17 protein-coding genes are annotated in these 18,377 nt (G+C 65.5%); 14 read left to right on the top strand and 3 right to left on the bottom strand.

Features of this window, described 5'->3' with window-relative positions; all coding sequences use genetic code 11:
• Nucleotides 1-67 precede the first annotated feature (67 nt).
• From H7J93_RS26330 to ltp2, 6 genes are read left to right on the top strand one after another with little or no spacing between them, the layout of a single operon-like run.
• Nucleotides 68-1,333 (top strand): cytochrome P450, encoded by a 1,266-nt coding sequence (locus H7J93_RS26330; RefSeq protein WP_267309227.1) that lies wholly within the window; start codon nt 68-70, stop codon nt 1,331-1,333.
• Nucleotides 1,334-1,384: 51 nt separating this feature from the next.
• Nucleotides 1,385-2,383 (top strand): acyl-CoA dehydrogenase family protein, encoded by a 999-nt coding sequence (locus H7J93_RS26335; RefSeq protein WP_267309228.1) that lies wholly within the window; start codon nt 1,385-1,387, stop codon nt 2,381-2,383.
• Nucleotides 2,384-3,547 carry an acyl-CoA dehydrogenase FadE29 gene (gene fadE29, locus H7J93_RS26340; protein ID WP_267309229.1) on the top strand — a complete coding sequence of 388 codons (1,164 nt, stop codon included), beginning with the start codon at nt 2,384-2,386 and terminating at the stop codon, nt 3,545-3,547.
• A gap of 27 nt (nt 3,548-3,574) precedes the next feature.
• The gene (locus H7J93_RS26345) at nt 3,575-4,552 is read left to right on the top strand and encodes a bifunctional MaoC family dehydratase N-terminal/OB-fold nucleic acid binding domain-containing protein (RefSeq protein WP_267309230.1); all 978 of its coding nucleotides are present in this window, start codon (nt 3,575-3,577) and stop codon (nt 4,550-4,552) included.
• Nucleotides 4,549-4,950, top strand: coding sequence for a MaoC family dehydratase (locus H7J93_RS26350; RefSeq protein ID WP_267309231.1), 402 nt, complete (start codon nt 4,549-4,551; stop codon nt 4,948-4,950). Before H7J93_RS26345 ends, H7J93_RS26350 begins: the two co-directional genes overlap by 4 nt.
• Nucleotides 4,947-6,110 (top strand): 17-hydroxy-3-oxo-4-pregnene-20-carboxyl-CoA lyase, encoded by a 1,164-nt coding sequence (gene ltp2 / locus H7J93_RS26355; RefSeq protein ID WP_267309232.1) that lies wholly within the window; start codon nt 4,947-4,949, stop codon nt 6,108-6,110. Before H7J93_RS26350 ends, ltp2 begins: the two co-directional genes overlap by 4 nt.
• Before the next feature lie 9 nt (nt 6,111-6,119).
• Here the strand turns inward: ltp2 and chsH3 are convergent, their stop codons facing one another.
• Both chsH3 and kstD read right to left on the bottom strand, forming a co-directional pair.
• Complete coding sequence (chsH3, locus tag H7J93_RS26360) at nt 6,120-6,980, bottom strand: enoyl-CoA hydratase ChsH3 (RefSeq protein WP_267309233.1); 861 nt, start codon at nt 6,978-6,980, stop codon at nt 6,120-6,122.
• Nucleotides 6,980-8,692 carry a 3-oxosteroid 1-dehydrogenase gene (gene kstD, locus H7J93_RS26365; RefSeq protein WP_267309234.1) on the bottom strand — a complete coding sequence of 571 codons (1,713 nt, stop codon included), beginning with the start codon at nt 8,690-8,692 and terminating at the stop codon, nt 6,980-6,982. Before kstD ends, chsH3 begins: the two co-directional genes overlap by 1 nt.
• 150 nt (nt 8,693-8,842) lie before the next feature.
• Between kstD and H7J93_RS26370 the strand changes: the two genes are divergently transcribed.
• The 5 genes from H7J93_RS26370 to H7J93_RS26390 all read left to right on the top strand — a co-directional run bounded on the left by H7J93_RS26370 (nt 8,843) and on the right by H7J93_RS26390 (nt 14,210).
• Complete coding sequence (locus tag H7J93_RS26370; RefSeq protein ID WP_267309235.1) at nt 8,843-9,628, top strand: 2-keto-4-pentenoate hydratase; 786 nt, start codon at nt 8,843-8,845, stop codon at nt 9,626-9,628.
• A gap of 13 nt (nt 9,629-9,641) precedes the next feature.
• Nucleotides 9,642-10,571: an acetaldehyde dehydrogenase (acetylating) gene (locus tag H7J93_RS26375; RefSeq protein ID WP_267309236.1), complete on the top strand. Its 930-nt coding sequence runs from the start codon at nt 9,642-9,644 to the stop codon at nt 10,569-10,571.
• Nucleotides 10,568-11,623, top strand: coding sequence for a 4-hydroxy-2-oxovalerate aldolase (gene dmpG / locus H7J93_RS26380; RefSeq protein ID WP_267309237.1), 1,056 nt, complete (start codon nt 10,568-10,570; stop codon nt 11,621-11,623). The genes H7J93_RS26375 and dmpG overlap by 4 nt, the downstream gene beginning before the upstream one ends.
• Before the next feature lie 31 nt (nt 11,624-11,654).
• The gene (locus tag H7J93_RS26385; RefSeq protein WP_267309238.1) at nt 11,655-13,733 is read left to right on the top strand and encodes a RecQ family ATP-dependent DNA helicase; all 2,079 of its coding nucleotides are present in this window, start codon (nt 11,655-11,657) and stop codon (nt 13,731-13,733) included.
• Between the two features lie 84 nt (nt 13,734-13,817).
• Nucleotides 13,818-14,210 carry a hemophore-related protein gene (locus tag H7J93_RS26390; RefSeq protein WP_267309239.1) on the top strand — a complete coding sequence of 131 codons (393 nt, stop codon included), beginning with the start codon at nt 13,818-13,820 and terminating at the stop codon, nt 14,208-14,210.
• 66 nt (nt 14,211-14,276) lie between these two features.
• Here H7J93_RS26390 and H7J93_RS26395 read toward each other — a convergent pair whose 3' ends face one another.
• The gene (locus tag H7J93_RS26395; protein WP_267309240.1) at nt 14,277-15,176 is read right to left on the bottom strand and encodes an IclR family transcriptional regulator; all 900 of its coding nucleotides are present in this window, start codon (nt 15,174-15,176) and stop codon (nt 14,277-14,279) included.
• An 84-nt stretch (nt 15,177-15,260) separates the two neighbouring features.
• On the opposite strand from H7J93_RS26395, the gene H7J93_RS26400 reads away from it, so the two are divergent.
• The 3 genes from H7J93_RS26400 to H7J93_RS26410 are packed head-to-tail and all read left to right on the top strand — an operon-like array spanning nt 15,261 to nt 18,309.
• Nucleotides 15,261-16,388: a hypothetical protein gene (locus H7J93_RS26400; RefSeq protein ID WP_267309241.1), complete on the top strand. Its 1,128-nt coding sequence runs from the start codon at nt 15,261-15,263 to the stop codon at nt 16,386-16,388.
• A complete protein-coding gene (locus H7J93_RS26405) occupies nt 16,385-17,164 on the top strand; it encodes an SDR family oxidoreductase (RefSeq protein ID WP_267309374.1) in 780 nt (259 codons plus the stop codon). Before H7J93_RS26400 ends, H7J93_RS26405 begins: the two co-directional genes overlap by 4 nt.
• Entirely contained in the window at nt 17,164-18,309 is a 1,146-nt protein-coding gene (locus tag H7J93_RS26410; protein WP_267309242.1) for a sulfotransferase family protein, read from the top strand. The genes H7J93_RS26405 and H7J93_RS26410 overlap by 1 nt, the downstream gene beginning before the upstream one ends.
• The last annotated feature ends 68 nt before the right edge of the window (nt 18,310-18,377 follow it).

Below are 18,377 nucleotides of genomic sequence, written 5' to 3' on the forward strand. Positions count from 1 at the left end.
GGAGAAGGCATGTTTTACTGGCACTAGAACACGTTGCAATTAGCGGTTTTCAAGGAGCGCACCGTACATGGCACCCCTCAACAAAGATCTGAGTATTCCCTCAGACTTCGACTTCCTCGACCCCGACATCAACCTCGCCGGACTGCCCGTCAAGGAGCTCGCCGAGCTGCGCAAGGCAGAGCCCGTTCACTGGGTCGACGTCCCTGGCATCACCGGCGGCTTCGAGGACAAGGGCTACTGGCTCGTGACCAGGCACGCTGACGTCAAGGAGGTGTCGCGGCGCAGCGACGTCTTCTCCAGCTGGCAGAACGGGGCGATCCCGGTCTGGCCGAAGGAGATGACGCGTGAGCAGGTGGAGCTGCAGCGCAGCGTCATGCTCAACATGGACGCGCCGCACCACACCCGGCTGCGCAAGATCATCTCCCGCGGTTTCACCCCGCGCGCCATCGGCAGGCTGGAGGACGAACTCGCGCAGCGCGCCCAGAACATCGTCAAGACCGCGGCGGCAGACGGCTCAGGCGACTTCGTCGAACAGGTCTCGTGCGAGCTGCCCTTGCAGGCCATCGCCGGACTGCTCGGGGTGCCCCAGGACGACCGCGACAAGCTTTTCCGCTGGTCCAACGAAATGACCGGCGGCGAGGACCCGGAGTTCGCCGACGTCGATCCGGCGCAATCGTCGATGGAACTGATCATGTACGCGATGGCGATGGCCGACGAGCGGGGCAAGAACCCGACCGACGACATCGTCACGACGCTGATCCAGGCCGACATCGACGGCGAGAAGCTCTCCGATGACGAGTTCGGCTTCTTCGTGGTCATGCTCGCCGTCGCGGGCAACGAGACGACCCGGAATTCGATCACTCACGGCATGATCGGGTTCTCGCAGCATCCCGACCAGTGGGAGCTGTTCAAGAAGGATCGCCCGTCGACCGCGGCTGACGAGATCATCCGTTGGGCCACACCGGTTTCGGCGTTCCAGCGGACTGCGCTCGAGGACGTCGAGCTGGGCGGCGTGACGATCAAGAAGGGTCAGCGCGTCGTGATGTCCTACCGGTCAGCCAATTTCGACGAAGAGGTATTCGAAGAACCGCATCGGTTCAACATTCTGCGCGATCCGAATCCGCACGTCGGGTTCGGTGGCACCGGCGCTCACTACTGCATCGGCGCGAACCTGGCCAGGATGACGATCAACCTCATCTTCAATGCGGTCGCCGACCACATGCCCGACATCAAGCCGATCAGCGAACCCGAGCGGCTGCGATCTGGTTGGCTCAACGGCATCAAGCATTGGCAGGTCGACTACACCGGCAAGAGCGCGGTCGCCGCGGAGTAGCGCCAACGGATCACCGCACGCGGGGCGTGCAATCGGATCGAGGAGGATTCGGTGGACTTCAGTCCGGACGAAGGGCAGCAGGCTGTCGCCGATGTGGTGACATCGGCGCTGGGGCGGGAGAACAGTTGGGAGGCGCTCGTCGGCGGCGGGATCGTCGCATTCGGCGTGCCCGAACGCCTCGGTGGCGACGGCCTGGGGTTGGCCGAGGTGAGCACCGCGCTGACCGAGATCGGTCGGCACGGCACCGTCAGCCCCGCGTTGGCCACGCTGGGCTTCGGCCTGTTGCCGTTGCTCGATCTGGCCTCTGACGAGCAGCAGGACCGCTACCTCGCAGGCGTGGCCAAGGGGGCGGTGCTGACGGCGGCGTTCAACGAGCCGGGTGCACCCCTTCCGGATCGGCCCAGAACCTCACTGGTTGACGGCAAGCTCAACGGCACCAAGATCGCCGTTCCCTATGCGGAGCAAGCGGATTGGATCGTCGTCACGGTGGAGAACGCCGTCGCCGTCATCTCACCCAAGGCTGCCGGCGTGCAGATCACCAAGACCCCGACCTCCAACCATTCGGACGAGTACACGGCGACGTTCACCGACGCAGAGGTCGACGGTGTGCTCGACGGCGCTGTGCCACATCGTGTCAACCAGTTGGCGCTGGCCGCGATCGGCGCCTTCGCCGCCGGCCTGGTCGCCGGTGCACTGCGCCTGACGGCGGACTATGTCGCAAACCGCGAACAGTTCGGCAAACCGCTGTCGACGTTCCAGACGGTGGCCGCGCAGCTCGCCGAGGTCTATATCGCCTCTCGCACACTGACATTGGTGTCGACGTCGGTGGCATGGCGACTGTCGCAGGGGCTGGACGCCGACGACGATCTCGCGGTGCTCGGCTACTGGCTGGCCTCGCAGGCGCCGCCGGTGATGCAGCTCTGCCATCACATGCACGGCGGGATGGGAATGGACATCGACTACCCGATGGACCGCTACTACTCGAGCATCAAGGATCTGACCCGGCTGCTGGGCGGGCCGTCGCACCGACTCGATCTGGTGGGAGCGTAAATGTACATCGAACTGACTCCCGAACAGCGACAGCTGCAAGCCGAACTGCGGGAATACTTTTCGAACCTCATCTCCCCCGAAGAAGCCAAGGAGATGGAGAAGGACCGCCACGGCAAGGCCTACCGCGCGGTGATCAAGCGCATGGGTTCGGACGGCAAGCTGGGTGTCGGCTGGCCAAAGGAGTTCGGCGGGTTGGGGTTCGGCCCCATCGAGCAGTCGATCTTCGTCAACGAGGCGCAGCGCGCCGACGTGCCCCTGCCCGCTGTCACGCTGCAGACCGTCGGGCCGACCTTGCAGGTATTCGGAACCGAACTGCAGAAGAAGAAGTTCCTGCCGGCCATCCTGGCGGGTGAGGTCCACTTCGCGATCGGCTACACGGAGCCGGAAGCGGGAACCGACCTCGCGTCGTTGCGGACCACCGCGGTGCGTCACGGTGACGAGTACATCGTCAACGGCCAGAAGGTGTTCACGACCGGCGGCCATGACGCCGACTACATCTGGTTGGCATGCCGTACCGATCCGGAAGCCGCCAAACACAAGGGCATCTCGATTCTGATCGTCGACACCAAGGATCCCGGCTACTCCTGGACGCCGATGATCCTGTCCGACGGCGCCCACCACACGAACGCGACCTACTACAACGACGTCCGCGTTCCCGCCGACATGCTGGTCGGTGAGGAGAACGGGGGCTGGCGACTGATCACGACTCAGCTGAACAACGAGCGTGTGATGCTCGGTCCGGCAGGACGTTTCGCCTCTCTGTACGACCGGGTGCACGCGTGGGCGTCGAAACCCGGCAGCAACGGCGACACTCCGCTGGACCACGACGACGTGACGCGTTCGCTCGGCGAGCTCAAGGCGTTGTGGCGGATCAACGAGTTGCTGAACTGGCAGGTCGCCGCGTCGGGAGAAACCATCGACGTCGCGGACGCCGCGGCGACGAAGGTGTTCGGCACCGAGAGGATCCAGTACGCCGGACGGCTCGCCGAGGCGATCGTCGGTAAGTACGGCAACCCGGCCGATGAGGAAACCGCCGAGCTGCTCGAGTGGTTGGATTCGCAGACCAAGCGCAATCTGGTGATCACGTTCGGTGGAGGTGTGAACGAAGTGATGCGGGAGATGATCGCGGCGTCAGGTTTGAAGGTCCCGAGGGTGCCGCGATGAGCGCCTGCGAAAGAGCCGAGGACTGAGATGAGTGCCATTGAGGACATCCAGAAGGCCGCCGAGCGGGTCAAGGCCGAGGGCAAGAGCAAGCCGCGGGTCGGCCGTCATCCGGTGAACCAGCCGATGATCGACCACTGGCTCGATGCGATGGGGGATCGCAACCCCATCTATGTCGACGAGGCGGCAGCCAAGGCGGCCGGCCATCCCGGCATTGTCGCTCCGCCCGCGATGATCCAGGTGTGGACCATGATGGGCTTGGGCGGCAACCGGCCCGACGACGACCCGCTGGGCAAGATCATCGGATTGTTCGACGACGCAGGCTATATCGGCGTCGTCGCCACCAACTGCGAGCAGACCTACCACCGCTACCTCCGGCCCGGCGAGGAGGTCAGCGTCTCCGCAGAGCTGACCGACGTCGTCGGCCCCAAGCGGACCGCGCTCGGCGAGGGCTTCTTCATCACGCAGAAGATCTCCTGGCAGGTCGGCGACGAGGACGTCGCCGAGATGATGTGGCGCATCATGAAATTCCGGCCCGCCGAGGCCGACAAACCGGCCGCTTCACAGGTGCCCGAGGACCTGGACGCGAATTCGATGATGCGGCCAGCGTCGTCGCGCGACACAAAGTTCTTCTGGGACGGCGTAAACGCACATGAGCTGCGAATCCAGAAGCGGCCCGACGGCACCCTGGTGCATCCGCCGGTGCCCGCCCTCTGGCAGGACAAGGAAGCGCCGATCGACTACGTCGTCGCCTCCGGTAAGGGCACCGTGTTCAGCTTCGTGGTGCACCACGCGCCGAAGGTGCCCGGCCGCACGTTGCCGTTTGTCATCGCGCTGGTCGAGCTCGAGGAGGGGGTGCGGATGCTCGGTGAGCTCCGCAACATCGACCCCGCCAAGGTGAAGATCGGATTGCCTGTCCGGGCAACGTATATCGACTTCCCCGAGGGGGATACGGGTCCGGCCTGGACCCTCTACGCGTGGGAGCCCAGCGAGGAGGCCACCGCATGAGTGCACCGACTGTCGAGGTCGGCACGAAACTGCCGGAGCTGTCGCTGTACGGCGATCCGACGTTCATCGTGTCGACCGCGATCGCCACGCGCGACTATCAGGATGTCCACCACGACCGGGACAAGGCGCAGGCCAAGGGATCCAAGGACATCTTCGTCAACATCCTCACCGACACCGGTCTCGTTCAGCGCTACATCACCGACTGGGCCGGCCCCACCGCGATCATCAAATCGATCGGGTTGCGATTGGGAGTGCCGTGGTACGCCTACGACACCGTGACTTTCAGAGGTGAGGTGACGGCTGTCGAGGACGGCCTGATCTCGCTGAAAGTGACTGGCAGCAACAGCCTCGGCGACCACGTGATCGCCACGGCGACACTGACGATCGGAGATGCATGAGCGGCCTGTCCGGTAAGGCGGCGATCGTGGGGATCGGCGCCACCGACTTCTCCAAGAACTCCGGCCGAAGCGAACTGCGGCTGGCGTCCGAAGCGGTGCTGGATGCACTCGACGATGCGGGACTGACGCCTGCCGATGTGGACGGCATGGTCACGTTCACCATGGACTCCAACACCGAGGTGGCGATCGCTCGCGCCACCGGCATCGGCGACCTGACGTTCTTCTCCAAGATCCACCACGGTGGCGGCGCGGCCTGCGCGACGGTTCAGCAGGCGGCGATCGCGGTGGCCACAGGTGTCGCGGATTGCGTTGTGGCATACCGGGCTTTCAACGAGCGGTCGGGAATGCGATTCGGCCAGGTGCAGATGCGGTTGGTGGAGAACGCCGACAGCACCGGGGTGGACAACTCGTTCTCGTATCCGCACGGTCTGTCGACGCCTGCCGCACAGGTGGCGATGATCGCCCAGCGGTACATGCACTACTCCGGTGCGACGAGCCGGGACTTCGGTGTCGTGTCGGTGGCCGACCGTAAGCACGCGGCGAAGAACCCGAAGGCGTACTTCTACGAGAAGCCGATCACCATCGAGGATCACCAGAACTCGCGGTGGATCGCCGAGCCGCTGCGGTTGCTCGACTGCTGCCAGGAGACCGACGGCGGTGTGGCGCTGGTGATCACCTCCGTCGAGCGCGCCAAGGACCTCAAGCATCGACCCGCTGTCATCGAGGCGGCCTCTCAGGGCTCCAGTCCGAATCAGTACTCGATGACGAGCTACTACCGGCCGGAGCTCGGTCTGCCGGAGATGGGGCTGGTCGGCAGGCAGCTGTGGGATCAGTCCGGTCTGACGCCGGAGGACATCCAGACCGCGATCCTCTACGACCACTTCACGCCGTTCACCCTGATTCAGTTGGAGGAGTTGGGATTCTGCGGTCGCGGCGAGGCCAAGGAATACATCGCCGACGGCGCCATCGAGATCGGCGGCAGACTGCCGATCAACACTCACGGCGGTCAGCTCGGTGAGGCGTACATCCACGGCATGAACGGCATCGCGGAAGGTGTCCGGCAGCTGCGGGGAACGTCGGTGAACCCGGTGCCCGACGTCGAGCACGTCCTCGTCACGGCCGGAACCGGGGTGCCTACCTCAGGACTCATCCTGGGCTGAGCACGGCTGTCAGGCCGGAACGAGCTCCACACCGGCCAGCGCGACGGCGTTGTCACGCTCGGGTGCGGTGACGACGGCAGCGAAGCCGTCGCCCTCCTTCCAGATGCTGGCCTTCAGCGTTTCGCCGGGGAACACAACGCCTGCGAAACGCGCTCCGTAACTGGCGATCCGGGCGGTATCGCCGTCGAGGAGGGTGTCGACCATCGCCTTGCACGTCATGCCGTAGGTGCACAGTCCGTGCAGGATCGGCTTCGGGAAGCCGGCCGCGGCGGCGAAGTCGGGATCCGAGTGCAACGGGTTGCGGTCGCCGCACATGCGATACAGCAACGCCTGCTGCGGTGACACCGCGATGTCCACCTCGAAATCCGGTGCGCGCTGCGGCGGTTCGGATGACGTCGACGGGCCGCGCTCGCCGCCGAAGCCACCCTCGCCGCGCGCGAAGATCGACCGCTTCTGCTTCCAGAGCAGGGTGCCGTCGGGCGCGGAAACCGTGGTCTCCGACCAGATCACCGCGGCCTTGCCCTTGTCCCAGATATCGGTGAAGCGGGTGACCGCGATGCCGGTGCCCGACGGTGGGATCGGCCCGGGCACCGAGACCGCCTCGCTGGCGTGCAGCACCTTCGACAGCTCGATGTCGATACCGGGGAACTGGACCGTCGGCGGCTTGGTGTCGTGAAACGTCGCCGCGACATTGCCGAACGTCGGCAGCACCTGCGGAGTGTCGTCGGTCAGGTAACGCAGCTCGCGCTTGTCCATCGGGTCGGCGCCCGCACCGAGGCCCAGGTGGTAGAGCTGGATGTCGCTGCTGCTCCACGAGAATTCGTTGGGCGGCAGTTCGGCGCCGAGCGCCTCGTCCAGATTGATGGGCATCAGTTCTTCCCCGTGCTCGATGTCGTCGTCTTCGCGGCTTCGGCGATGTGCAGTGCGGCGAGGTATCCGAAGGTCATCGCCGGGCCGATCGTTCCACCAGGACCGGGATAGGTGTGGCCCATCACCGGTGAGCTGACATTACCCGCCGCGTAGAGCCCCTCGATGACCGAGCCGTCGTCCCGCAGCGCGCGGCCGTGAACGTCGGTGCGCACGCCGCCCTTGGTGCCCAGGTCGCCGGGCACCATCTTCGCCGCGTAGTACGGGGCCTGGTTGATCTCACCGAGGTTGGGGTTCGGTTTGTTCGTCGGGTCTCCGTAATAGCGGTCGTAGGCGCTCTCGCCGCGCTTGAAGTCCTCGTCGACACCGGATCGCGCGAACCCGTTGAAACGTTCGACGGTCGCAGACAGCGTATCGGCGGGCACGCCCGTCTTCTCCGCCAATTCCGCGATCGTGTCGGCCTTGACGATGACACCGGACTCGAGCCACTTCGTCGGAATCCGTTGTCCGGGCTGCAAACCCGCGAAGATGTAGCGATCTCGGTACCTCTGGTCGAAGATCAGCCACGCTGGAATGTTCTCGCCGGGGCCCGGGCCCTGACCGTACTGACCGCCGTACATGTGGTGGCAGGCCTCGACGTAGGGCATCGACTCGTTCATGAACCGTTTACCCGACATGTTCACGATGATCGACCCGGGGGAGTTGCGTTCGGAGAGCGCGAACCACGGAGCGCCGACGAGGGGGACAGTCGGTCCCCACCAGGCGTCCTCCATGACCTCCAGTGCGGCGCCGAGCTTTTCGGCGGCGATGATGCCGTCGCCGGTGTTGGCCCTGGCGCCCACCGTCCACTCGGTGGTGATGGGTGCGCGCTGGTACTTCACCCGCATCTGCTCGTTGTGCTCGAAGCCGCCGCAGCCCAGAATCACGCCGCGGCGGGCCCGGATCAGTTCGGGCTCAGCGCTTTCCGGTGCATTGGTATCGCGGACATAGATGCCGCACACCCTGCCGTCCTCGACGTAAAGATCGGTCAGCGCGGTGTTGAGCCGCACCGGCACGCCCGCCTTCTGCAAACCGATGCGCAAAGGTGCGATCAGCGCGCGGCCCATGCCGACGAGGTTCTTGCGAGTCGCGTTGGCCCATACCGAACGGATGCCGACCTTCACGCTGCGCAGCACTCCGCGGGGGTGGCGCTTGAGCTGGTTCAGCCGGACGTAGTCCTGCTGCATGACGACCATGTTCAGCGGCACCTTGCCGTACGGCGGCTCCAGACCCTTCTCGTCGGGCCCCAGCTTGCGCGCGTTGAACGGCTTCGGCTCGATCGAGCGGCCGCCAGGCCTGCCGCCGGGTGTCTCGGGGTAATAGTCGGAGTAGCCGGGCACCCAGCACATCTTCAGCGGTGAGTTCTTCAGGACGAACGAAAGCATCTCCGGCCCGCGTTCGAGATACGTGTCGATCTTCTCGGCGGGCACCACATCGCCGATGATCGCGTGCAGGTACTGGCGTGCGGCCTCGGGGGTGTCCGTGACGCCGTCCCGCTTGAGCACTTCGTTATTCGGAATCCACACGCCGCCGCCGGACCGCGCCGTCGATCCGCCGTAGTGCGGCGCCTTCTCCACGACGATCGCCGATAATCCCTGGTGAGCCGCCGTAAGAGCGGCGACCATCCCGGCGGCGCCGCTTCCGACGACCACGACGTCGTATGCCTCATTCCTCATAACTAGAACACGTTATAGAATTGCACTGTCCGGGCGCCACTGACCCCGCATTTCGGTCAGCGGAACGCTTAGTTCACCGAGGCCCAGACCGCACTACTATTTCGTTAACCGGGCCTCATTCGCCCCGGTAAACAGAGGGAGATACCCGGAATGTTGAGCGTCGAGACGCGCGAGAAGTTGGCCGCTGACCTGGCCGAGGCTGAGCGCAGCCGGGTTCCGATCGCCCCGCTGACGGACGTTCATCCGGACATCGATGTCGTCGACGCCTACGAAATCCAGCTGATCAACATCCGGCGACGGGTGGCCGAGGGCGCCCGCGTGATCGGGCACAAGGTCGGCCTCTCGTCGGAGGCCATGCAGAAGATGATGAACGTCGACGAGCCCGACTACGGGCATCTGCTCGACGATATGGCCGTCTTCGAGAACGTGCCGGTGCAGACCGACAAGTACCTCTATCCGCGCGTGGAGGTGGAGGTCGGCTTCATCCTGGCCGACGACCTGCCCGGCGCCGGGTGCACGGAGGACGACGTGCTGGCGGCGACCGCCGCGTTCGTCCCGGCGCTGGAGTTGATCGACACCCGCATCACGGAATGGAAGATCTCGATCTGCGACACCATCGCCGACAACGCGTCGTCGGCGGGCTGGGTGCTCGGCGAGGCGCGGGTGTCGCCCAAGGACGTCGACATCCGCAACATCGGCGCCGTGCTGTCCCGCAATGGCGAGGTGGTCGCGAAGGGCCGCAGCGATGCGGTGCTGGGAAACCCGGTCACGGCGGTGGCGTGGCTGGCCCGCAAGGTGGACGGCTTCGGCGTCCGGCTGAAGGCCGGCGACATCGTGTTGCCCGGGTCGTGCACCAAAGCCTTCGACGCCAACCCCGGCGATGACTTCGTCGCCGACTTCGAGGGATTGGGCGCCGTCCACTTGAGTTTCGAGTAACGAGGAGCACACCATGCCGCACAAGGCATCCGTCGCGATCGTCGGATCGGGAAACATCAGCACCGACCTGCTCTACAAACTGCTGCGCTCGGAGTGGTTGGAGCCTCGGTGGATGATCGGAATCGACCCCGAGAGCGAAGGCCTGGCGCGGGCACGCAAGCTCGGTCTGGAGACCTCACACGAGGGGGTGGACTGGCTGCTCGCGCAGAGCGAGAAGCCCGACATGGTCTTCGAGGCCACCAGTGCCTACGTCCATCGCGATGCGGCACCGCGATACGCCGAGGCCGGCATCCGCGCGATCGACCTCACCCCGGCCGCCGTCGGGCCCGGCGTGATCCCGCCCGCCAACCTGCGCGCCCATCTCGACGCGCCGAACGTCAACATGGTCACCTGCGGCGGTCAGGCCACCATTCCGATCGTCTACGCGGTCTCGCGGGCGGTAGAGGTGCCGTATGCCGAGATCGTGGCGTCGGTGTCGTCGGCGTCGGCCGGGCCGGGCACCCGCGCCAACATCGACGAGTTCACCAAGACCACCAGTGCGGGTGTGCAGAACATCGGCGGCGCCAAGCGGGGTAAGGCGATCATCATCCTCAACCCCGCCGAACCGCCGATGATCATGCGCGACACCATTTTCTGTGCCATCCCCGAGGATGCCGACCACGACGCGATCACCCAGTCGATCAAGGACGTCGTCGCCGAGGTGCAGACCTACGTGCCGGGCTATCGCCTGCTCAACGAGCCACAGTTCGACGAACCGTCGGTGGTCAACGGTGGTCAGCACGTGGTGACCACCTTCATCGAAGTGGAGGGTGCGGGCGACTATCTGCCGCCCTACGCTGGAAATCTGGACATCATGACCGCAGCGGCGGCCAAGGTCGGCGAGGAGATCGCGAAGGAAATGGCCGGGGCATCCCTCGCCTCATCAAAGGGAGGCCAGGCATGAGCACCGACGGCATCTATTTCAACCCGATCTGGGACGTCCGGATGACGGACACGTCGCTGCGCGACGGCAGTCACCACAAACGGCACCAGTTCACCAAGGAGGAAGTGCACGCCATCGTCGCGGCACTCGACGCCGCGGGTGTGCCGGTCATCGAGGTCACCCACGGTGACGGTCTGGGCGGGTCGAGCTTCAACTACGGCTTCTCCAAGACGCCCGAGCAGGAACTGATCAAGCTCGCGGCCGAAACCGCCAAGGAGTCGAAGATCGCGTTCCTCATGCTGCCCGGTGTGGGCACCAAGGAGGACATCAAGGAGGCGCAGAACAACGGCGGCGTGATCTGCCGGATCGCCACCCACTGCACCGAGGCCGACGTGTCGATCCAGCACTTCGGGCTGGCCCGAGAACTCGGTTTGGAGACGGTCGGCTTCCTGATGATGAGCCACACCATTCCGCCGGAGGCGCTGGCCAAGCAGGCGCGCATCATGGCCGACGCCGGCTGCCAGTGCGTGTACGTGGTGGACTCCGCGGGCGCGCTGGTGCTCGAGGGGGTGCGTGACCGCGTCGCCGCGCTGGTCGCCGAGCTGGGCGACGACGCGCAGGTGGGCTTTCATGGCCATGAGAACCTCGGGCTCGGCGTGGCCAACTCCATCGAGGCGGTACGGGCGGGCGCCAAGCAGATCGACGGATCGTGCCGCCGCTTCGGCGCAGGTGCGGGCAATGCGCCGGTCGAAGCCCTGATCGGCGTGTTCGACAAGATCGGCGTCAAGACCGGTATCGACTTCTTCGACATCGCCGACGCCGCAGAAGAGGTGGTCGCGCCCGCGATGCCGGCCGAGTGCCTGCTCGACCGCAACGCGCTGATCATGGGATATTCGGGCGTCTACTCCAGCTTCCTCAAGCACGCGATCCGCCAGTCCGAGCGCTATGGCGTGCCCGCGCACCAGTTGCTGCACCGCGCCGGCCAGCGCAAGCTGATCGGCGGCCAGGAGGACCAGCTCATCGACATCGCGCTGGAGATCAAGCGCGAACAAGAAGCGGCTGCCGTCAAATAGCTTGTCGGGCGCGCCGGGCACGATGGGGCGCATGACAACTCGCGACGAGGCGCAGGCCCTGCTCGAAAAGCTGGCGGGCCCGACGGCCAGCCTGCGCGACGACCAGTGGACGGCCATCGAGGCGCTGGTTGTCGCGCGTCGACGGGCCCTCGTCGTACAGCGCACCGGCTGGGGCAAGTCGGCGGTGTACTTCATCGCCGCCAAGCTGCTGCGGGACGCCGGGCGTGGCCCGACGGTGATCGTGTCGCCGCTGCTGGCGCTGATGCGCAACCAGGTGGCCGCCGCGGATCGGGCGGGGGTGCACGCCGCCACCATCAACTCGAGCAATGTCGCGGAGTGGGACGAGATCAACGCGCGTGTGCACCGTGGCGACCTCGACGTCCTGTTGGTCAGCCCAGAACGATTGAACAATCCCGACTTTCGCGATCAGGTGCTGCCCGCTCTGGCGCACGACGCCGGTCTTGTCGTGGTCGACGAGGCGCACTGTGTATCCGACTGGGGTCACGACTTCCGGCCCGACTATCGACGCATCCGCACCCTGATCGCCGAACTGGGTGCCGACGTCCCGGTGCTGGCCACCACGGCGACGGCCAACGACAGGGTCGTCGACGACGTCGCCGCCCAATTGGGCGTCGGAGGGCAGGACACCCTGGTGTTGCGGGGCGGGTTGGATCGCGAGTCGTTGCGGCTGTCGGTGGTCGACGCCGGAAACCCGGCGCAACGCGCGGCTTGGCTTGCAGCGCATATCGATTCGCTGCCAGGCTCCGGGATCGTCTATACGCTCACAGTTGCCCAGGCGCATGACGTCGCATCGCTGTTGCGTGAGCAAGGCCATCAGGTTGCCGCCTACACCGGTGCTACCGAAGCCGCGGAGCGTGAGCAACTCGAGGCGGATCTGCTGGCCAACAACGTCAAGGCCCTGGTGGCCACGTCGGCGCTCGGTATGGGTTTCGACAAACCCGATCTCGGTTTCGTCGTGCATCTCGGTGCGCCGTCGTCACCCATCGCCTACTACCAGCAGGTCGGCCGCGCCGGGCGGTCGACCGAGAGTGCGGAGGTCATCCTGCTGCCCGGTCGCGAGGACCAGGATGTCTGGCGGTACTTCGCGTCGGTGGCGTTTCCGTCGGAAACCATGGTGCGCAACGTGATTCGTGCACTGGATCCCGACCGGCCACAATCGACACCCGCGCTGGAACCGCTCGTCGACCTGGGCCGGTCCCGGTTGGAGATGGTGCTCAAGGTGCTCGACGTGGACGGTGCGGTGCGGCGGGTCAAGGGTGGTTGGGTCAGTACCGGCGCGGAATGGGAGTACGACGAGCCGCGCTACCGCAAGCTCAACGAGGCGCGCAAGCGTGAACAGCAGGCGATGCTCGACTACCAGGTGACGAGCGAGTGTCGGATGGCGTTTCTGCGGCGCCAACTCGACGACCCCGCGCTGCGGGACGGTGAGCGGTGCGGTCGGTGCGACAACTGCACGGGCATTCGGTTGAACGCCGACGTCGATGCGAGCGCCGCCGAGTCCACCAGGCAACGGTTGATGCGCCCGGGGGTGGAACTGGTTCCGCGCAAGCAATGGCCGTCCGGGTTGACCAAGCTCGGCGTCGAGCTGTCGGGCCGCATCACCGACGGTCCGTCCTCCGGACGTGCGATCGGCAGGCTTACCGACTTGGGCTGGGGTGCGCGATTGCGCCGGCTGCTCGACGAACCCGACGACGAGGTGCCCGAGGACCTGGTCGATGCTGCGGTGAAAGTGCTGGCGTCATGGGATTGGGCGGTTCGGCCGACGGCGGTGATGGCGCTGGACTCCGACCGCCACCCGCGGCTGATCTCGTCGCTGGCCCGCGAGCTGGCCCGGCTCGGCAGGCTGGCGGACCTCGGCACCCTGCAGTACGCACCGACGCGGCGGCCGGTCACCGCGGCGAACTCTGCCTACCGTGTTGCCGCGCTGGACGGGGCATGGACTGCGCCGGATCGAGACGTCGCGGGAGGTCCGGTGCTGCTCGTCGACGACCTGGTCGACAGCGGGTGGACGGTGACCATGGCGGCCAGGGTCGTCCGTGCCGCGGGGGCGCCGGACGTGCTGCCGTTCGCGCTGGCCAGCACCAGCTGACCTGCGGTTTGTTTAGGCCCGCCCCCACATCGGTTACGCCTTTGGGGAGCGGCTGACAGGCCGCAGATGACAAGGAGTGATTCGATGAAGATGTCCGAGAAGACCGTGCGACGCGGCCTCTACGGCATGTTCGCCGGGGGTCTACTTGCGTTTGGTTCCGCCGCGATCGTCATGCCGGTCGCGAACGCGCAGCCGGCCGAAAACTGCAGCGTCAGCGCCATTGCCGACACGTCGCGCACCGTGTCTGAGTCCACGAGCACGTACCTCGAGCACAACTCCGACGCCAATGACGAGCTCACGGACATCATGAACTCGACGCCGTCCGACGTGACGCAGGCGTTCCGCGTGTACTTCGCGGAGAACCCGCAGGTCGAAACCGAGCTGAGGGCGATCAATCAGCCGGCCATCGATTTGGCCAGCCAGTGTGGCGTCGAGGTGGCACCCACCCCGATCACCGAGGCGCTGACCGACCTCTAAACAGTTCGCGATAGTTTCCGCACCGCTCACCGCGCCGGTACTCCACGCCGGCGCGGTGAGTGCGTTCTAGGGTTTCGCCCCGCCCAGCTGTGCCGTCACCGCGTCCGCAGTCGCGACCAATGCGCGTGCTCGCTCGGAAATCTCGTTGTCGGTCAATGCTTTCCCGATATGCATCGACGCCACCATGATTTGTCTCTGATAGTGGTCGTACACCGGCGCCGAGATCACGCTGATGTCATGACGTTTGCGGCCGGTGCCGTTCTCGCTGCGCAGGTAAACCCGCTCGCCGATGTCCGACACCAGCTCGCCGAGCAATGCGCGTAACTCGTCGGGCAGCTCCGTCGACATCCCCGCCATCAACGCATACAGACGCCGACCGCCGGGCGTCAGCCGCTCGACCAGATAGCCGTCCGCTCGGCATTCGGCGATCACGCGGTTCAGCCGCTCGGTGTCAGTGCGCAGCGGAAGCGTCGGCTCCTTCGCCAACCAGTCGCGCTCCGCCTCGTCGTCCCAGAGCACGAACATCAGCCCGACCGGGGGTGCGAAGGGATAGCTCTGCCCGACCTCGACCCCCGGCCTCGCGCCTGGCGGAGACACGATGTCGAGCAGCGTGATCCGATCATCGACGACACCGGACAACGCCGCGGTGACCCCGAACCGGGCGGACAGCCGCCTGAGCTCCTCACGTGCCGCAGGACTGACTCGCAGCGACTCCTGCGCCCGATGACCCAGGGTGATCAGCGAAGGGCCCAGGCGGTACGTCTTGTCAGCGGCATCGCGCACGAGGTAACCCGCGTCGGCGAGCGAGGTGAGGATGCCCAGGCACGTCGGCTTACTCAGGCCGACCCGGCGGGCCAGCTCCGACACCCCTAAGCGGTCCTGGGGATGACCCGCGAGGTAGTCGAGTATCCGCACGACGCGATCGGTCGGCGGCGAGGCGCGGCCGGAAGACTCGGGGGCGGACACGCCTGCAGCCTACCCTTCGTTCCATATATGTACCGCCGCGGTCGATATATTGACTCTTGCTAGAACGCGTTCTAGTTTCGCAGTGTGTACTCACAGCCGCTGATCGACGCGATCGCCGAAGCCGAGCACCTCGTGTCCACTGCGCCCTTCATCGAATCCGAGGCCGACCTGCTCGAGGGATTGCAGTACCTGGCCGGATGCATCTCCGCCTGCACTCACCTGGCGTTCGACTACGACCGCGATCATCCGTTCATGCAGTCGGGAACGGGGCCGTTCACCAAGATGGGCCTCGACAACCCGGACGCCATGTACTTCGGAACCCGGGTACAGCCTTGCCACGAATACGTCGTCACCGGCAAGCGCGGCACCACGACCGACCTGGCATTCCAGCTGCTGGGCGGGGAGTACACCGATGACAACGTCCCCCCCAGCCAGGCCGCGTTCGACGACCGCGAGCTGACCATCGCCGAGGACGGTACGTACGAGTGGCGGTTCACGCCGACCAGCCCGTCGCAGTTGGTGGTCCGCGAGGTGTACAACGACTGGTCGGCACAGCGCGGCTACATCAGCATCGCGAGAACCGATACGGCGGGCACGGCGCCGCCGCCGCTGACCAAGGAGCTGATCGAGAAGCGATACGCGGTGGCCGGCAAGCAACTGGTTCAGCGGGTCAAGACCTGGCTGCAGTTCCCGCAGTGGTTCTACAACAATCTGCCGGTCAATACGATGGTCGCGCCGCGGCTGACCCCGGGCGGTCTGGCGACGCAGTATTCGTCGGTCGGCCACTTCGATCTCGCGCCGGATCAGGCGATGATCATCACGCTTCCCGTTCCCGATGCCCCGTACCTCGGTTTCCAGCTGGGCAGCCTGTGGTACATCTCGCTGGACTACATCAACCATCAGACATCGCTGAATGGCACTCAGGCACAGGCGGATCCGGATGGCAAGATCCGGTACGTGGTGTCGGACGCGAACCCCGGGGTGACGAACTGGGTCGAGACGCTGGGGCACCGCAAGGGGTATCTGCAGTTCCGGTGGCAGCGGTTGTCTCGCGAACTCACCGAGGCCGACGGGCCCACGGTCGAGGTCGTCGACATCGACAAGGTGGCGGCGGCCCTGCCGTTCTACGAAACGAACAAGATCTCGGATGAGGACTGGCGCGCGCGGATCGCACTGCGCCAGAAGCAGATCGGCGACAGGATGGTGGGATAGCAGTGCTCGACAACAAAATAGTGGTGATCAGTGGCGTCGGTCCGGCGCTGGGAACCACGCTCGCCAAACGATGCGCCGAGGCGGGAGCCGATCTGGTGCTGGCCGCCCGCACCGTGGAACGGCTCGAGGACGTCGCCAAGCAGATCACCGACATCGGCAGGCGAGCGGTGACGGTAGGCACCGACATCACGGACGAGGCTCAGGTGGCCAATCTCGTCGAGCAGACGCTCGAGGCGTACGGCCGGGTCGACGTGTTGATCAACAATGCGTTCCGCGTGCCGTCCATGAAACCGTTCGCCAACACCACGTTCGAGCACATGAGGGATGCCATCGAGCTGACGGTGTTCGGCGCGCTGCGGATGATTCAGGGTTTCACGCCTGCACTGGCGGAATCGAAGGGCTCCGTTGTCAACGTGAACTCGATGGTGGTGCGCCACTCACAGGCCAAGTACGGCGCCTACAAGATGGCCAAGTCGGCACTCTTGGCGATGTCGCAGACGCTCGCCACCGAACTGGGTGAGCAGGGCATCCGGGTGAACTCCGTTCTGCCCGGCTATATCTGGGGCGGAACCCTGAAGGGCTACTTCGAGCACCAGGCCGGCAAGTACGGCACCAGCGTCGAAGAAATCTACAACGCCGCCGCCGCAGGATCCGATCTGAAACGCCTGCCCACCGAGGATGAGGTCGCCTCGGCGATACTCTTCATGGCCAGCGACCTGTCCAGCGGAATCACCGGACAGGCGCTCGACGTCAACTGCGGGGAGTACAAGGCCTGATGACCGCGCGTACCGATGTGGGTACCGTCGAGGACTTGCACGCTTCGGCGACGAAGGCATGCGGACTCGACGATTTCGGCGTCGACGACGACAACTACCGCGAGGCCCTGAGCGTGCTGCTGGAGTCGTTCCGGCGCGACGCCAACCTGACCGAACTCGGAAGCAAGATGAACCGGTTCTTCGTGCGCAACGCGCTGGTGGCGCGGCTGGTATCCGAGGCGGCCTGGAAGCAGTACCCCGAACACGCCGACGTCGCCATCGAGCGGCCGATCTTCGTCACCGGACTGCCCCGCACAGGGACGACCGTCATTCACCGGCTTTTGGCCGCCGATCCACGGCACCAGGGCCTGGAACTGTGGCTTGCCGAATTTCCGCAACCGCGCCCACCGCGCGAGAGATGGTCGGACAACCCGGTTTTCGCTCAGCTGGATGCCCAGTTCGCCAAGGCGCACGCGGAGGACCCGGACTACACGGGCCTGCACTACATGACCGCCGACGAGGTGGAGGAGTGCTGGCAGCTGTTGCGGCAGTCGCTGCACTCAGTCTCCTACGAGACACTCGCGCATCTGCCGACCTACTCACAGTGGCTGGCGAAACAGGACTGGATCAAGCCGTACCAGCGGCATCGCAAGAACCTGCAGCTGATCGGCCTCAATGACGCTGAGAAGCGTTGGGTGCTCAAGAATCCGAGCCATCTGTTCGCGCTTGATGCGCTGCTGGATATCTATCCCGATGCGCTGATCGTGCAGTGCCATCGGCCTGCCGAGACCATCATGGCCTCGATGTGCTCGTTGGCGCAGCACACGACCGCAGGGTGGTCGGAGACGTTCGTCGGTGCGCAGATCGGCGAGGATGCCATGGAAACGTGGTCGCGGGGACTGCGGCGCTTCAACGCGGTTCGGGCCGATCACGATCAGGCGCAGTTCTGCGATGTCGACTACTTCGAGTTCGTCAAGGATCCGGTCGCTGCGGTACAGGGGATCTACGAGCACTTCGGCATCGAGTTCACCGACGAGGCGCGCGCGGCGATTGTGGAGAGCCACGCCGAGAGCCAGAAGGGTCCCCGTGCGCCGAAGCACACCTACTCCCTGGCCGATTACGGCCTGACCGACGAACAGGTCAAGGAGCGCTTCAAGGGGCTCTGACCTTACATTGACGAGCCCGTTCGCAGCGCCGTCAGTTCCAGCCAGATGCGATCTGGATGCCTTGTTCA

The sequence above is a fragment of the Mycobacterium barrassiae genome, from assembly GCF_025822765.1.
In the GTDB taxonomy this organism is placed as follows: domain Bacteria; phylum Actinomycetota; class Actinomycetes; order Mycobacteriales; family Mycobacteriaceae; genus Mycobacterium; species Mycobacterium barrassiae.

Coding starts and splice junctions, on each gene's coding strand:
- H7J93_RS26330 (WP_267309227.1), top strand. CDS start 68: ATGGCACCCCTCAACAAAGATCTGAGTATTCCCTCAGACTTCGACTTC.
- fadE29 (WP_267309229.1), top strand. CDS start 2,384: ATGTACATCGAACTGACTCCCGAACAGCGACAGCTGCAAGCCGAACTG.
- H7J93_RS26345 (WP_267309230.1), top strand. CDS start 3,575: ATGAGTGCCATTGAGGACATCCAGAAGGCCGCCGAGCGGGTCAAGGCC.
- H7J93_RS26350 (WP_267309231.1), top strand. CDS start 4,549: ATGAGTGCACCGACTGTCGAGGTCGGCACGAAACTGCCGGAGCTGTCG.
- ltp2 (WP_267309232.1), top strand. CDS start 4,947: ATGAGCGGCCTGTCCGGTAAGGCGGCGATCGTGGGGATCGGCGCCACC.
- chsH3 (WP_267309233.1), bottom strand. CDS start 6,980: ATGCCCATCAATCTGGACGAGGCGCTCGGCGCCGAACTGCCGCCCAAC.
- kstD (WP_267309234.1), bottom strand. CDS start 8,692: ATGAGGAATGAGGCATACGACGTCGTGGTCGTCGGAAGCGGCGCCGCC.
- H7J93_RS26370 (WP_267309235.1), top strand. CDS start 8,843: ATGTTGAGCGTCGAGACGCGCGAGAAGTTGGCCGCTGACCTGGCCGAG.
- H7J93_RS26375 (WP_267309236.1), top strand. CDS start 9,642: ATGCCGCACAAGGCATCCGTCGCGATCGTCGGATCGGGAAACATCAGC.
- dmpG (WP_267309237.1), top strand. CDS start 10,568: ATGAGCACCGACGGCATCTATTTCAACCCGATCTGGGACGTCCGGATG.
- H7J93_RS26385 (WP_267309238.1), top strand. CDS start 11,655: ATGACAACTCGCGACGAGGCGCAGGCCCTGCTCGAAAAGCTGGCGGGC.
- H7J93_RS26390 (WP_267309239.1), top strand. CDS start 13,818: ATGAAGATGTCCGAGAAGACCGTGCGACGCGGCCTCTACGGCATGTTC.
- H7J93_RS26410 (WP_267309242.1), top strand. CDS start 17,164: ATGACCGCGCGTACCGATGTGGGTACCGTCGAGGACTTGCACGCTTCG.